The organism is Acinetobacter sp. CFCC 10889 (assembly GCF_003268395.1).
Lineage (GTDB): Bacteria > Pseudomonadota > Gammaproteobacteria > Pseudomonadales > Moraxellaceae > Acinetobacter.
In genome coordinates, this window is the sequence record NZ_LQXQ01000033.1 from 13,689 (window position 1) to 27,306 (window position 13,618).

9 protein-coding genes are annotated in these 13,618 nt (G+C 41.7%); 6 read left to right on the forward strand and 3 right to left on the reverse strand.

Features of this window, described 5'->3' with window-relative positions; translation table 11 throughout:
* Window positions 1–156: 156 nt before the first annotated feature.
* Genes AVJ19_RS13125 through AVJ19_RS13150 form a run of 6 tightly spaced genes read left to right on the forward strand, consistent with a single transcriptional unit; the run spans window position 157 to window position 6,367 of the window.
* Entirely contained in the window at window positions 157–2,994 is a 2,838-nt protein-coding gene (locus AVJ19_RS13125) for a monovalent cation/H+ antiporter subunit A (protein WP_111860130.1), read from the forward strand.
* A 3-nt stretch (window positions 2,995–2,997) separates the two neighbouring features.
* Entirely contained in the window at window positions 2,998–3,363 is a 366-nt protein-coding gene (locus AVJ19_RS13130; RefSeq protein WP_111860131.1) for a Na+/H+ antiporter subunit C, read from the forward strand.
* On the forward strand, window positions 3,363–5,168 hold the full coding sequence (locus tag AVJ19_RS13135) for a monovalent cation/H+ antiporter subunit D (RefSeq protein WP_416240583.1): 1,806 nt from the start codon (window positions 3,363–3,365) through the stop codon (window positions 5,166–5,168). The genes AVJ19_RS13130 and AVJ19_RS13135 overlap by 1 nt, the downstream gene beginning before the upstream one ends.
* A complete protein-coding gene (locus tag AVJ19_RS13140; protein WP_111860133.1) occupies window positions 5,169–5,693 on the forward strand; it encodes a Na+/H+ antiporter subunit E in 525 nt (174 codons plus the stop codon). It abuts the gene before it with no gap.
* Window positions 5,690–5,965, forward strand: coding sequence for a monovalent cation/H+ antiporter subunit F (locus AVJ19_RS13145; RefSeq protein ID WP_111860134.1), 276 nt, complete (start codon window positions 5,690–5,692; stop codon window positions 5,963–5,965). Before AVJ19_RS13140 ends, AVJ19_RS13145 begins: the two co-directional genes overlap by 4 nt.
* Before the next feature lie 21 nt (window positions 5,966–5,986).
* Window positions 5,987–6,367 carry a Na+/H+ antiporter subunit G gene (locus tag AVJ19_RS13150; RefSeq protein WP_111860153.1) on the forward strand — a complete coding sequence of 127 codons (381 nt, stop codon included), beginning with the start codon at window positions 5,987–5,989 and terminating at the stop codon, window positions 6,365–6,367.
* An 87-nt stretch (window positions 6,368–6,454) separates the two neighbouring features.
* Here AVJ19_RS13150 and AVJ19_RS13155 read toward each other — a convergent pair whose 3' ends face one another.
* From AVJ19_RS13155 to gltB, 3 genes are all read right to left on the reverse strand, one after another.
* Window positions 6,455–7,345 carry a metal-dependent hydrolase gene (locus AVJ19_RS13155; RefSeq protein WP_111860135.1) on the reverse strand — a complete coding sequence of 297 codons (891 nt, stop codon included), beginning with the start codon at window positions 7,343–7,345 and terminating at the stop codon, window positions 6,455–6,457.
* A 295-nt stretch (window positions 7,346–7,640) separates the two neighbouring features.
* Complete coding sequence (locus AVJ19_RS13160; protein ID WP_111860136.1) at window positions 7,641–9,062, reverse strand: FAD-dependent oxidoreductase; 1,422 nt, start codon at window positions 9,060–9,062, stop codon at window positions 7,641–7,643.
* Window positions 9,063–9,135: 73 nt separating this feature from the next.
* The gene (gene gltB, locus AVJ19_RS13165; protein ID WP_171334215.1) at window positions 9,136–13,611 is read right to left on the reverse strand and encodes a glutamate synthase large subunit; all 4,476 of its coding nucleotides are present in this window, start codon (window positions 13,609–13,611) and stop codon (window positions 9,136–9,138) included.
* Window positions 13,612–13,618: the final 7 nt, after the last annotated feature.

A 13,618-nucleotide genomic window follows, 5' to 3' on the forward strand; every position in this document is an offset into this window, starting at 1 on the left:
TTTTCAATCGTTTTATCAAGTTGCGCAACACAACTTATTTTTTTGTTTTTCTACAATATTTCGGCTTTCAAGATTTAAGTTATTGGATGGTTCTTTGCTTTCCTCAAATCCTTGAAAGATAAGATTCACGATAGGTTCCATGACCTATTCACGACAATGGATATACGTGTGCTACCGATTATCATATTGCTACCGCTCATACTCGGCACGACCCTTGTCTCATGGCTGAAACATGTCTCGCGAGGGGCTACAGCTTTAGGGGCGATTGGAGTCAGTTTAACCAGTTTCATCTTGTTACTGACTCAGGCAAAGCAAGTCTTTCAAGGTGCTGTAATTTCTCAAAGCTGGCAATGGTTGCCACAAGTTGGGATTGATTTAAGTTTCCGCCTTGATGCGCTCGGTTTGATTTTCGCCCTGCTGATTACTGGCATCGGTACACTGATTTATATTTACGCTTATTTTTATCTCAGCCCTAAAAACTCTCTCAGTAAATTGTATTTTTTGCTCATGCTGTTTATGGCAGCCATGTTGGGCATTTCACTGTCAAATAACCTGATTATTTTATTGGTATTTTGGGAGCTGACCAGTATTTCCTCCTTTTTATTGGTGGGTTATTGGAGCAATTATGACGCTGCACAACGTGGTTCACGTATGGCGTTGACCATTACAGGCATGGGTGGCTTAGCCATGCTGGGTGGTTTTGTGTTATTGGGGCAAGTCACCCAAACCTATCAAATTGACCAAATTTTAACAATGACAGAGACCATTCAAAACAGTCATCTGTTTGTACCAATTTTATTACTGATTTTACTTGGCGCATTTACCAAAAGTGCGCAGTTTCCGTTTCATTTTTGGCTACCCAATGCCATGGCTGCACCAACACCTGTATCAGCCTACTTACATTCGGCGACCATGGTCAAAGCAGGGATTTTCCTGTTGGCACGTTTATTACCCATCTTTGTCGGTTCTGCCCTGTTTCATAATATTGTCACCACAATCGGTCTGTTTACCCTGTGCATGGCAGCATTCTTTGCCATTTTCAAAGAAGATTTAAAAGGTTTACTTGCTTACTCCACCATCAGTCATCTTGGTTTGATCGTCTGTTTATTGGGAATTGGTTCGCCACTTGCGGTTGCCGCAGCGATATTCCACATCATTAACCATGCAACGTTTAAGGCTGCATTGTTCATGATTGCAGGAATTATTGACCACGAATCAGGCACACGGGATTTAAGAAAACTCAGTGGCGTTTGGCAGCTATTACCGTTTACTGGCACATTGACCATGATCACGGCTGCTTCAATGGCAGGCGTTCCATTGACCAATGGTTTCTTGTCCAAAGAAATGTTCTTTACTGAATTGTTGGCAAATTTATCAGGAGCTTACGTTGTTTTCGCTGCAATTGTGGCGACTTTGGCAGGTCTATTTGCAGTGGCTTATTCGACCCGTTTGGTACACGGCGTATTTTTCGATGGTGATTTGGGCAAAGATGTTCCCAATAAAGATGCACATGAACCCCCGATTGGTATGCGTCTACCTGCAATTTTATTGGCGATTTTATGTATTGCAGTCGGCTTATTTCCTGCTCTCTTGGTTGAAAATATTGTCAATGCGGGCACACGTGCCAGCACACAATTGGCAGATTTTTCAGGCGTCCATTTAGCCATTTGGCATGGTTTTAATTTGCCTTTGCTTATGAGTGCAATTGCCCTCGTTGGTGGCGTGATCTTTTATTTCGCTTTGGCAAAAGGCAGTCGTATTCGTGAAATTGACCTTGATCCCAAACTTGGACGCTTGCAAGGCTATTTAATTTTTGAAAATTTTCTTAAATATTTATTACGCTTTGCACAAAAAATTAAACGTTCTACCGAAACAGGCTCGTTGCAAACATATTTATTTTGGATCGTGGCATTTAGTATAGTCTTGGTTGCCACACCAATGCTGAATCAAGGACTCAGTACAGGAACGCGTGAACTCACCTATGCACCTGCTATCGCGATTGTGCTGTGGCTCTTATTATTCTCAGCATGTTGGATGATGTTGTGGTTTCATCATGAACGTATCAAAGCAGTCCTGATCAGTGGTGCTATTGGTCTAGTGGTGACCATGGTATTTGTAACTATGTCTGCACCAGATTTAGCATTGACGCAGATTACTGTTGATGTGGTAACCACTGTATTATTGCTCATGAGTTTATCGTTATTACCACAACTTACACCATATGAATCAAGCCGTACACGCCGTTGGCGTGATGCTATTTTAGCAATTGGTGGTGGCTTAGGTGTGGGTTGGATTGCATGGTTAATTCTAACCCGTGATCATAATTCGATTTCTTGGTTCTTTGCACAGCAATCTATACCTTTAGGTGGTGGCTCAAATATTGTCAATGTCATCTTGGTTGACTTCCGTGGCTTTGATACCTTCGGTGAAATTACCGTACTTGGTATTGCCGCCATTGGTGCACTATGTCTGATGGACGGGATGCGTGCACATGGTACAACCATGACACAAGGTTTGACTTTCCGTTTTAATCCTTCACCATTGATGTTTCGTATGACTGCTTCATGGGTATTACCTTTAGCTTTGGTTGTGAGTTTATATATTTTCCTTCGTGGACATAATTTGCCGGGTGGTGGATTTATTGCGGGCTTAATTACCTCAATGGCACTGGTGATTCAATACATTGGCTTAGGTCAAGACAAAGCTGAGCAATTATTACGTGCAAAATCAGGTCGTCTATATGAAGTTTGGATTGGCGCAGGCTTAGTCATTGCTGGTTTAACAGGGCTTGCTGCATGGTTATGGGGACGTCCTTTCTTGACCAGTGCACATATTTATGTAGAAACCAGTATTTTTGGGAAATTCCATCTCGCATCAGCAGCCGCTTTTGATTTAGGTGTCTATATCTGTGTGGTTGGTGCAACCATGTTGCTCATTTCTGTTCTTGGCGATTCTCGAAATTCGAGTATTTCTGGCCCTGTACCCAAGGAGTAACCCATGATCAGTTTAGAATTTTTACTCGCTTCAGCCATCGGTCTATTGGTGGCAACAGGGATTTATTTATTGCTGCGTGCACGTACATTTCCTGTGGTATTGGGCTTAGCCATGATCGGCTATGCTGTAAATTTATTTTTATTTGCCATGGGGCGTATCAATATCAATGCACCCGCTGTACTCACCAACGCTAGTAAAGTAACAGACCCTTTACCACAAGCTTTAGTGTTAACTGCGATTGTCATTGGTTTTGCCACCACCGCCTATATTGTACAATTGGCATTACGTAGTCGCTATGAATCAGGGACAGATCATGTGGACTCCAAAGATGAGCCAAGCAATTTTGACTCTCGTGAGGATGCGCCATAATGAATTTTCTTGATTTTTGGCTATCTCATACGCCTATTTTTAGTATCTTAATTCCTGCTTTTACAGGTTTTATTCTGATTTTACTGGGCAATCCTGGTTCTGGCTCTTTAGCAAATGACTGGCGTCAACCATGGCGACGTAGTATCAGTTTAATTTCTGCTGTTTTAGGTTTTGCGACTGCGCTGTATTATTTATACCAAGCCAATACTGGGCAAATTTTTGTTTACCAACTCAGTGAATGGTCTGCACCTTTTGGTATTGTACTGGTTTTAGATCGCCTATCCGCCCTGATGTTGGTACTGACCTATGCGCTTGCCACGCCCCTACTTTGGTTTGCAAGTAAAGAATGGGATGAACGTGGACGCTATTTTCATGCCATGTCACATTTGCTTCTCATGGGTGTGTGTGGTGCATTCTTAACTGGCGATTTATTTAACTTATTCGTCTTTTTTGAAATTTTGCTGATGGCATCTTATGTCTTGTTATTACATGGACAAGGTAAAGCACGTTTCCAACTTGGTATTCATTACGTCACCATTAACCTTTTAGCTTCAGCACTGTTCCTCATTGGCTTAGGGATGATCTACGGCAGCGTTGGCAGCCTCAATATGGCAGATGTGGCACGGATCGTTCCAACATTGGAAAATGATCAACATACTTTAGCAGTTGCAGGCGGACTATTGCTCTTTGTTGTCTTTGGTATCAAGGCAGCGATGTTACCTGTTGGTTTTTGGCTACCCAAAACCTATGCAGTAGCAGCAACGCCTGTTGCAGCATTATTTACCATCATGACCAAAGTCGGGATTTATGCAATTTTAAGGGTCAATGGTACTGTTTTTCAGGATGCATGGGCACAGCAAATTTTCAGTAATTATTTGCTCATCATCGGTTTAGTCACTTCTTTATATGGTGCAATTTCGGCAATTGGTGCTGAACGTTTAAGACGTTTTGTCGGTTTTATGATTTTGTCTTCAGTTGGAACGATTTTAGTTGCGATTGCTTTACTTAATGAAACTGCATGGTCAGCAGGTTTGTATTACATGGTACACAGTACCATCATCGCTGCATCCTTCTATTTACTCTGTGGTTGGATCACCTCACAGCGTGGCGCATTCAAAGATCATTTGAAAATTGCACCCAAAATGAAGCAAGAAAAAGCTGCCTCAATCACTTTCTTTATCATTGCTTTAATGATGGCAGGTTTACCACCATTTAGTGGTTTCTTAGGCAAAGTTTTAATCTTACAAGCAACCGCAGATTCACCTTATCAATTGTGGATTATTATCATTGTCTTATTGGTCAGCTTACTCAGTATTCTAGCATTCACACGAGCAGGTTTTGTGCTGTTTTGGCGTGCAACAAAACCTGAAGATAATCCTAAAGAAGATGCTTTTGCGGCTTATCAGCAATTACCTGAAAAAGCACCCGCTCGAAATGATAAAACTATTTATGTTTTATTGTTTGGTTTGATCATGTATGTGCTGTGTGCTCAACCAATCGTGCATTATTTGGAGTTAACAGCGAAGCAGCTAAAAAATGCTGAACTGTATCAACAAACCATTTTAAAAACAGATATTCAAAATAACGTGATTAGTGTGCAACCTTTTGATCCGAACTATTTACCAGAAACCAAGTATGGTGGTGAAAGTCCTGATGCCAATGCACATCTCATTCCTTACATTGTTTCACCTAAAACCATGCAAGGTGAACATATTTCTGACTATAAACAGCGCCAAATTCAGCAACAAACGCAAGAGTTAACACCTTTCGATGACAGCAAACTCAAGCCAATGGAGGAGCAATAAATGGACAATAAAGTTTCATTCCTTGACCGTTGTTTTCCCCATCCTTTTGTGACGTTAGTCGTGGCTATAAGTTGGCTCATGCTTGGACATAGTTTTGAGTTGTTTGATATTTTTTGTGCTTTAGTTTTAGGGATCATTATCCCTAAACTGATTCAACCTTTTATTGTACGCACACCGAATATCCACTGGGTACTGGCAACTAAACTATTTTTTGTCGTGTTGTGGGATATTCTTATTTCCAATATTCGTGTTGCAAAACAAGTGCTTGGTCCAACAAAAAATCTACACCCCAAATGGTATCGTGTACCTTTAGAAACCGATCATGAACATGTCAATACCCTACTTGCAATGATCATTACCACAACACCTGGTACTGTCACTGCAGGAATTGACCAAGAACGTGGTGATATTTTGGTACATGCACTCAGTTCAGATGATCCTGAAGCTGAAATTCAAGACATTAAAGCCCGTTATGAAACCCCTTTAATTGCCATTTTTAACGCAACACAAGGAGATGATGCATGACCATTTTGCCTTATGCTTTAGGAATTTGCTTAGTTGCATTGACTATTTCAATGCTATTTTGTCTGCATCGTTTAATCATCGGTCCATCGATTGTTGATCGTTTGCTTGCACTCGATACCTTATTTCTAAATGCGACTTGTCTTGTGGTATTACTCGGAATCTATTGGGCAAGTACCAATTTGTTCGAGGGTGCTTTATTGGTCGCAATGCTTGGCTTTGTTTCAACCGCAGCATTAGCACGTTACTTCACCACTGGTCATGTGATTGATTAGGAGCAAAAAATGGAAATGAATATGCAACTGATCATGGAAATCATCGTTTCATTCTTTTTAATCATCGGCGCATTTTTCCTCTTAGTCGGTGGAATTGGCATGGTAAAACTTCCTGATTTATTTATGCGTCTGCATGCCCCAACCAAATCTAGTACTTTAGGTTTGGGCAGTTTTTTATTGGCAGCCATGATTTATGCAGCTTTTCAAGGGCGTTTTGGATTTGCAGAATTGTTAATTACCCTATTTTCTTTTGTCACTGCGCCTGTATCTGCCAATCTCATTGCACAAGCAGCAATCCACCTACGCTTACGCTCCACCTCAGGCGATGTACCTGAAGCACTCGATCGCCCTTTACCTTGGCAACGTCAACGTAAAATTAAACAATTTGATGATGAAATTTGATTGATTACTCAATAATCAAACAACGTATTTAAATTTTCTCTATATAAAAAAGCCAATGATCAACATTGCTTTTTTACAGTAAATTTATTAGCTGTAAAGTTGTGGATGTACATCTTCTTGGAAACTTTCCATACCATACTCATCAGCAAGTTTTTCTTTCCAATAAGCCACGATTTTTGAATAATCAATTTCATCAGGATGAAAATCTGCTTTGTAATAAGACAAATACTCAGGAATCAATGAAATCAACATCTTAGAAATCATATAAATACCATAAAGATTTTGCGGCACTTTCGGTAAGCTTTTTTTCCAATCCTGCATAAACAAACGTGTTGCAGAATAAAAAGTCAAACTTGCAAAACCTGTAGTCACATTACGCATCACAGTACGGCGAGTTTTATCATCATGATAAATCGTTTGATATACATCAAAAGCCACTGCACGATGTTCAATTTCTTCGATCGCATGCCAAACCCACAGCTTGATCGCATCATCATCCAAAGTTTGCAACACTTCAGGATGACGTAAAATATAACCACCCAATAATGCTGTGAAATGCTCAAAAGCCGCAGTTACTGCAAGCTGTAATTTTGGATGCACACTTTTAATAAAAGCATCACGGCGACCTAACCAAGCTTGGAAACTATCTAAATTATAATCATCACGACGCCATGCATCATTAAAATCGGAATGCGCTTTGGAATGCATCGCTTCCTGACCAATAAATGCCGCAATCTGTGCCTGCAATTTTTCATCAGTAATTTTCTCACGCACATTTCGTACGCTGTGCACAAAGAACTGCTCCCCGATCGGGAATGTCGAAGACAATGCTGTGAGCAAATGTGACATTACTGGAGAATTTGCAAAGAAATGTCTGCGAATATTTTTCGGGTTAAAGCTAGGCTTACGTACTTTAATCCCAATCGCTTTTGGGCGGTTTAAATATGATTTTTCTTTCGCCACTTGTGCAACTGTCATCGGGATAATCCTACATTTGTTGGAACTAAAACCTATACTGACAGATCACTCAAAATTGTATATTGCCAAAATAATCACACAATTGGCAGAAAAGTTAATTCAGTCATTTTAGCCAATTTACTAACAAATAATTCATTTAAAATACAACAGTAAATTATTGAATTTAAATATAAATTATAAATATTTAAAGTGTATATTTATTTACATCTTACCCTGCATTTCATCGTAAAAAACAAAACCCGCATTGCTGCGGGTCTTGGAAATGGGTCTTTGAAATTTAAACGTGATCTTCCAATCACACGTCAAGGTAATCCAAAATACCTTCTGCTGCCTGACGACCTTCCCAGATGGCAGTTACCACCAAGTCAGAGCCACGCACCATATCACCACCCGCAAAGATTTTCGGATTGGATGTCTGGAATTTGTATTCTTGCTTTTCCGCTGCAACCACACGACCTGAACCATCCAAGCCAATGTTTGCGCCTGCAAACCAATCTGCAGGACTCGTACGGAAACCGAAAGCCAATAAAACTGAGTCGGCTGGCAAAATTTCTTCAGAACCAGGTACAGGTTCAGGGCTGCGACGACCACGACTGTCAGGTTGTCCCAACTGTGTCGTCACGAATTTTACACCCGTAACTTTGCCATTTTCACCGACAATTTCGATCGGTTGGCGGTTAAATTGGAATTCAACGCCTTCTTCACGCGCATTTTTCACTTCGCGGCGTGAACCCGGCATATTTTCTTCATCACGGCGGTATGCACAGGTTACTGAAGTTGCACCTTGACGAATCGAAGTACGGTTACAGTCCATTGCGGTATCACCACCACCTAAAACGATGACTTTTTTACCTTCTACACTGATGTACTCAGATGGATCTTTTTCCCAACCTTGGGTACGGTTAACATTGGCAATTAAGAAATCAAGTGCATCAACGACACCATCAAGATCTTCACCTGCAAAACCGCCTTTCATGTAGGTATATGTACCCATGCCCATGAACACCGCATCGTAATCTGCAAGCAATTGGTCAATGGTAATGTCTGTACCAATTTCAGTATTTAAACGGAATTCCACGCCCATGCCTGAGAAAATCTCACGACGACGCTTCATCACATCTTTTTCCATTTTAAATTCAGGAATACCGAATGTCAGAAGACCACCAATTTCAGGACGTTTGTCGAAAACTACAGGTTTAACCCCATTACGTACCAAAATATCAGCACAGCCCAAGCCCGCAGGACCTGCACCAATGATTGCGACTTTTTTATCCGTCCATTTCACAGACGACATATCAGGACGCCACCCCAAGGCAAATGCAGTATCATTGATATATTTTTCTGCATTACCAATGGTTACAGCACCAAAGCCGTCATTTAAGGTACATGCACCTTCACACAAACGGTCTTGTGGACAGACACGACCACAGACTTCAGGCAATGTGTTGGTTTGATGGCATAATTCTGCTGCTTGGAAAATACGTCCTTCTGCGATCAGTTTTAACCAGTTTGGAATGTAGTTATGTACAGGACATTTCCATTCACAATAGGGATTACCACAGCCTAAACAGCGATGGGTTTGATTGGCTGCCACTTCCGCCGTAAAAGGTTTATAAATTTCCACAAACTCTGCTTTGCGGACATTGAGATCTTTCTTCTCAGGGTCTTGGCGTGCGACATCCAGAAATTGAAAGTCATTATTTAGGCGCTCAGCCATGTCTCTCTCCGTGGGTAGGCACAAACAGTTTGATTGATCTGCTGTGCCTGCCTATATATCAGCAGTAGTAGAATTATTGTGGATCAGCTTTGGTTGTTTTTAACAAAGTCTGTAAATTTGCAGCCTTCGGTTTTACCAACCAGAATTTACGGCTGTAAAAATCAAACTCATTACGGATCTTATACGCCCAAGCACTACCCGTTTCAGCAATATGTTCATCCAAGATACGAAGTAAGAATTCTTTGTGCTCTTCCATCGCTTCTGTAGAAATACGGTTTAACTCGATCAATTCATGGTTGTAGTAATCTACAAAATCATTATCCAAGTCAAGTACATAAGCAAAACCACCGGTCATCCCTGCACCAAAGTTGTGTCCAACTTTACCGAGTACAGTCACGATCCCGCCTGTCATATATTCACAACAATGGTCGCCTGCACCTTCGATCACCGCAAATGCACCTGAGTTACGCACTGCGAAACGTTCGCCTGCTGTACCTGCTGCAAATAGTTTACCGCCTGTTGCACCATATAAACAGGTGTTACCAATAATTGCAGTTTCTTGGGTTTGGAATGGTGAACCTTTTGGTGGGAAGATCGACACACGACCACCTGCCATACCTTTACCGACATAGTCATTTGCATCACCTTCAAGGCTGATATGCAAACCACCCGCATTCCACACCCCTAAAGACTGACCCGCAGTCCCTGTTAAATGCATTTTCACAGGATGCGCTTCCATGCTCAAGTTACCATAGCGTTTTGCGATTTCACCTGAAATACGCGCACCAATCGAACGGTCACAGTTGCCCACTGTAAAGTAATATTCACCACCTGTACCTGCCTCAATCGCAGGCAACATTTCTGCCACCATTTTCTCAGCAAGAACACCTTTATCAAATGGCGCATTGCCTTGAACTTGGCAATATTGTGCTTTACCTTCTGCCGCAGGATGCGATTCCAACAATGCACTAAGATCAAGGTTGGCATGTTTTTCAGTTTCACCCGGTAACATTTCGAGTAAATCAGTACGACCAATCAAATCTTTTAATGATGACACACCCAATGCTGCCAACCATTCACGCGTTTCTTCTGCGATGAAATGGAAGAAGTTGATCAGCATTTCAGGTTCACCGATGTAGTGTTCCTGACGTAAATGATCTTGCTGTGTTGCAACACCGGTTGCACAGTTGTTTAAGTGGCAAATACGTAAATATTTACAACCCAAAGCAATCATTGGTGTAGAACCAAAACCGAAACTTTCCGCACCGAGAATCGCTGCTTTCACAACGTCTAAGCCTGTTTTTAAACCACCATCGGTTTGCACACGGACTTTGCCACGTAAATCATTCACACGTAACGCTTGATGTGCTTCAGAAAGACCCAATTCCCAAGGCGAACCTGCATGGTGAATTGAAGATAATGGTGAAGCCGCTGTACCACCGTCATAACCTGAAATGGTAATGAAGTCAGCATAGGCTTTCGCAACACCTGCAGCAATCGTACCCACACCCGGCTCAGAGACCAATTTCACTGAAACCATCGCTTGCGGATTGACTTGTTTTAAGTCAAAAATCAATTGTGATAAATCTTCGATTGAATAAATATCATGATGCGGTGGTGGTGAAATCAAGGTCACACCCGGCACAGAATAACGTAAACGTGCAATTAAGCCATTCACTTTACCACCCGGTAACTGACCACCCTCACCCGGTTTTGCACCTTGTGCGACTTTAATCTGCAACACTTCTGCAGAAGTTAAATACGCAGGCGTTACACCAAAACGACCTGATGCAATTTGTTTGATTTTTGAATTACGGATTGTGCCATAACGTGCAGGATCTTCACCGCCCTCACCTGAGTTCGAGCGCCCACCAATGGTGTTCATCGCAATCGCAATCGCTTCATGTGCTTCAGGTGATAACGCACCCAAAGACATGCCCGCAGAGTCAAAACGTGGCAAAATTTCTTCAACAGACTCAACCGATTCCAATGGAATTGAATTGTCTGTTTTCAGTTTTAATAAATCACGAATGGTTGCAATCGGACGTGTATTTACAAGTTCTGCATATTCTTTAAAATCAGCATAGTTGCCTGAACGAACTGATTTGTGCAAAGCATTAATCACGTCAGGATTAAACGCATGATATTCTTTATCAAATACAAATTTCAGCAAGCCACCTTGTTCGATTGGCTTACGTGATTTCCACGCAGTATCTGCTAATTTTTTCAAATCATTTTCAAGGTCAACAAAAGTCGCACCTTTAATACGGCTTGGCACACCTGTGAAACATTTTGCAACCACTTCATCAGAAAGACCGACCGCTTCAAATAACTGACCACCACGATACGATGCAACTGTTGAAATCCCCATTTTCGAGAGAACTTTCAATAAACCTTTTTCAATACCTTTACGGAAATTAGCTTGTGCATGGATTGGATCGCCCAACAATTCACCTTTAGCAATCAAATCATTAATCACGTCATAAGCTAAATATGGATAGATCGCAGTTGCACCAAAACCTAAAATCACCGCAAACTGATGCGCATCACGCGCCAAAGCCGTTTCAACAATAATGTTGGCATCAGTCCGTAAACCCACTTCAATTAAATAGTGGTGAATCGCACCTGTCACCATCGCAGCATTGGCAGGTAAGAAGCCTTCACGGATTTTCTTGTCTGAAATCACCAATAGCGTTTTGCCATCACGAATCGCTTGTGCTGCCTCTTCGCAAATACGCGATATTGCTGCTTCTAAACCTTCATGTTCAGCATAGTTCAGATCGATATCTGCAATTTCGTAACCCTTACGACCGAGTGTACGAATTTGGTGCATTTTTGAATTAGACAAGACAGGACTTGAAATGATCAAACGGTCTGCATGTTCAGGACCTTGTTCAAATACATTTTGCTCACGCCCCAAACAGGTTTCCAATGACATCACAATCGATTCACGTAATGGATCAATCGGCGGGTTAGTCACTTGGGCAAACTGTTGACGGAAATAATCAGTCACATGACGTACTTGGCGTGACAATACTGCCATTGGCGTATCATCACCCATCGAACCTACCGCTTCCTGACCACTCTCAGCGATTGGGCGTAGTAACTGGTCACGTTCTTCAAAGGTGACCATGAACATTTTTTGTGCAGATTTTAAAGCATCACCTTTTAAACCTTGATCACATAAATATTCTTCAAGCTCAGGGCTTCCTTGCACACGCACTGAATTTTCACGCAACCATTCACGATATGGACGCATTTTTTTCAGGTGATTGCTGACATCTTTAGTGTCAAGCATTTTGCCTGTAAAGGTATCTACTACAAGGATTTGACCTGGACCAACACGACCTTTGGATACCACATCTTCAGGTTCATAACCCCAAACACCGATCTCTGATGCAAGTGTAATATAACCATTCTTCGTGATCACCCAACGTGCAGGACGTAAACCATTACGGTCAAGCATACAAATCGCATGACGACCATCCTGAATGACCAGACCTGCAGGACCATCCCATGCTTCCATATGTTTTGAGTTGAACTCATAGAAAGCACGTAAGTCAGCATCTAAAGTTTCCACGTTTTGCCATGCTGGTGGAACAAGCATACGCAGCGCACGGAACAAGTCCATTCCACCACCGACCAAGATTTCAAGCATATTATCCATACTTGAAGAATCTGAACCTGTACGATTCACAATCGGATTTAAGTCAGTTAAGCCTGGTAAAAGTGGATTTTCAAATTTAGGGGTACGTGCTGCTGCCCAGTTACGGTTTGCAGTAATGGTGTTGATTTCACCATTGTGTGCCAAATAACGGAACGGCTGTGCCAATGGCCAACGTGGTAAAGTATTGGTTGAGAAACGCTGATGGAATACCACAATATGTGAATCCAAACGCTCATCCGCAAGGTCTGTATAGAAATCTGCAATATAAGCAGGCATCATCAAACCTTTATAACTGATCACGGTTGAACATAAAGTGGTCACATAAAAGTATGGATCATTGGTAATTTTTTGCTCAGCACGACGACGTGCCATAAACAATTTACGGTTAAATTCTGCTTCAGTCACACCCATTGGGCAATTGACAAAAATTTGTTCAAACGCAGGTAAAGACTGCATTGCAATCGAACCCAATGCATCATTATTGGTTGGAACTACACGCCAACCGATGACACGACAACCTTCTTCTTCAATCTCTTTGGTCAATATTTGTTTTGCATGTGCCGCAATGGCTGGATCTAAATTTAAAAATACTGTTCCAACTGCAAAAATTTCGCTCAGGGTAATGTCACTGATTTTTTTTGCTTCTTCACGGAAAAATGCTTTTGGCATTGCCAAGAGTAAGCCACAACCATCACCGGTTTTACCGTCTGCAGCAATACCACCACGATGCGTCATGCAACTTAAACTATGAATTGCGGTCTTGACGAGATCATGGCTTGCATCACCCTGCATATGGGCGATCAAACCAAAACCACAGTTATCTTTAAACTCATCCGGTTGGTATAAACCTTGAGCGGGAGCTACAGTATTAGGCGATGGCATGTGCATA

Bases quoted from the DNA above. Each gene is read 5' to 3' on its own strand.
- AVJ19_RS13125 (WP_111860130.1), top strand. From the start codon at position 157: ATGGATATACGTGTGCTACCGATTATCATATTGCTACCGCTCATACTC.
- AVJ19_RS13130 (WP_111860131.1), top strand. From the start codon at position 2,998: ATGATCAGTTTAGAATTTTTACTCGCTTCAGCCATCGGTCTATTGGTG.
- AVJ19_RS13135 (WP_416240583.1), top strand. From the start codon at position 3,363: ATGAATTTTCTTGATTTTTGGCTATCTCATACGCCTATTTTTAGTATC.
- AVJ19_RS13140 (WP_111860133.1), top strand. From the start codon at position 5,169: ATGGACAATAAAGTTTCATTCCTTGACCGTTGTTTTCCCCATCCTTTT.
- AVJ19_RS13145 (WP_111860134.1), top strand. From the start codon at position 5,690: ATGACCATTTTGCCTTATGCTTTAGGAATTTGCTTAGTTGCATTGACT.
- AVJ19_RS13150 (WP_111860153.1), top strand. From the start codon at position 5,987: ATGCAACTGATCATGGAAATCATCGTTTCATTCTTTTTAATCATCGGC.
- AVJ19_RS13155 (WP_111860135.1), bottom strand. From the start codon at position 7,345: ATGACAGTTGCACAAGTGGCGAAAGAAAAATCATATTTAAACCGCCCA.
- AVJ19_RS13160 (WP_111860136.1), bottom strand. From the start codon at position 9,062: ATGGCTGAGCGCCTAAATAATGACTTTCAATTTCTGGATGTCGCACGC.
- gltB (WP_171334215.1), bottom strand. From the start codon at position 13,611: ATGCCATCGCCTAATACTGTAGCTCCCGCTCAAGGTTTATACCAACCG.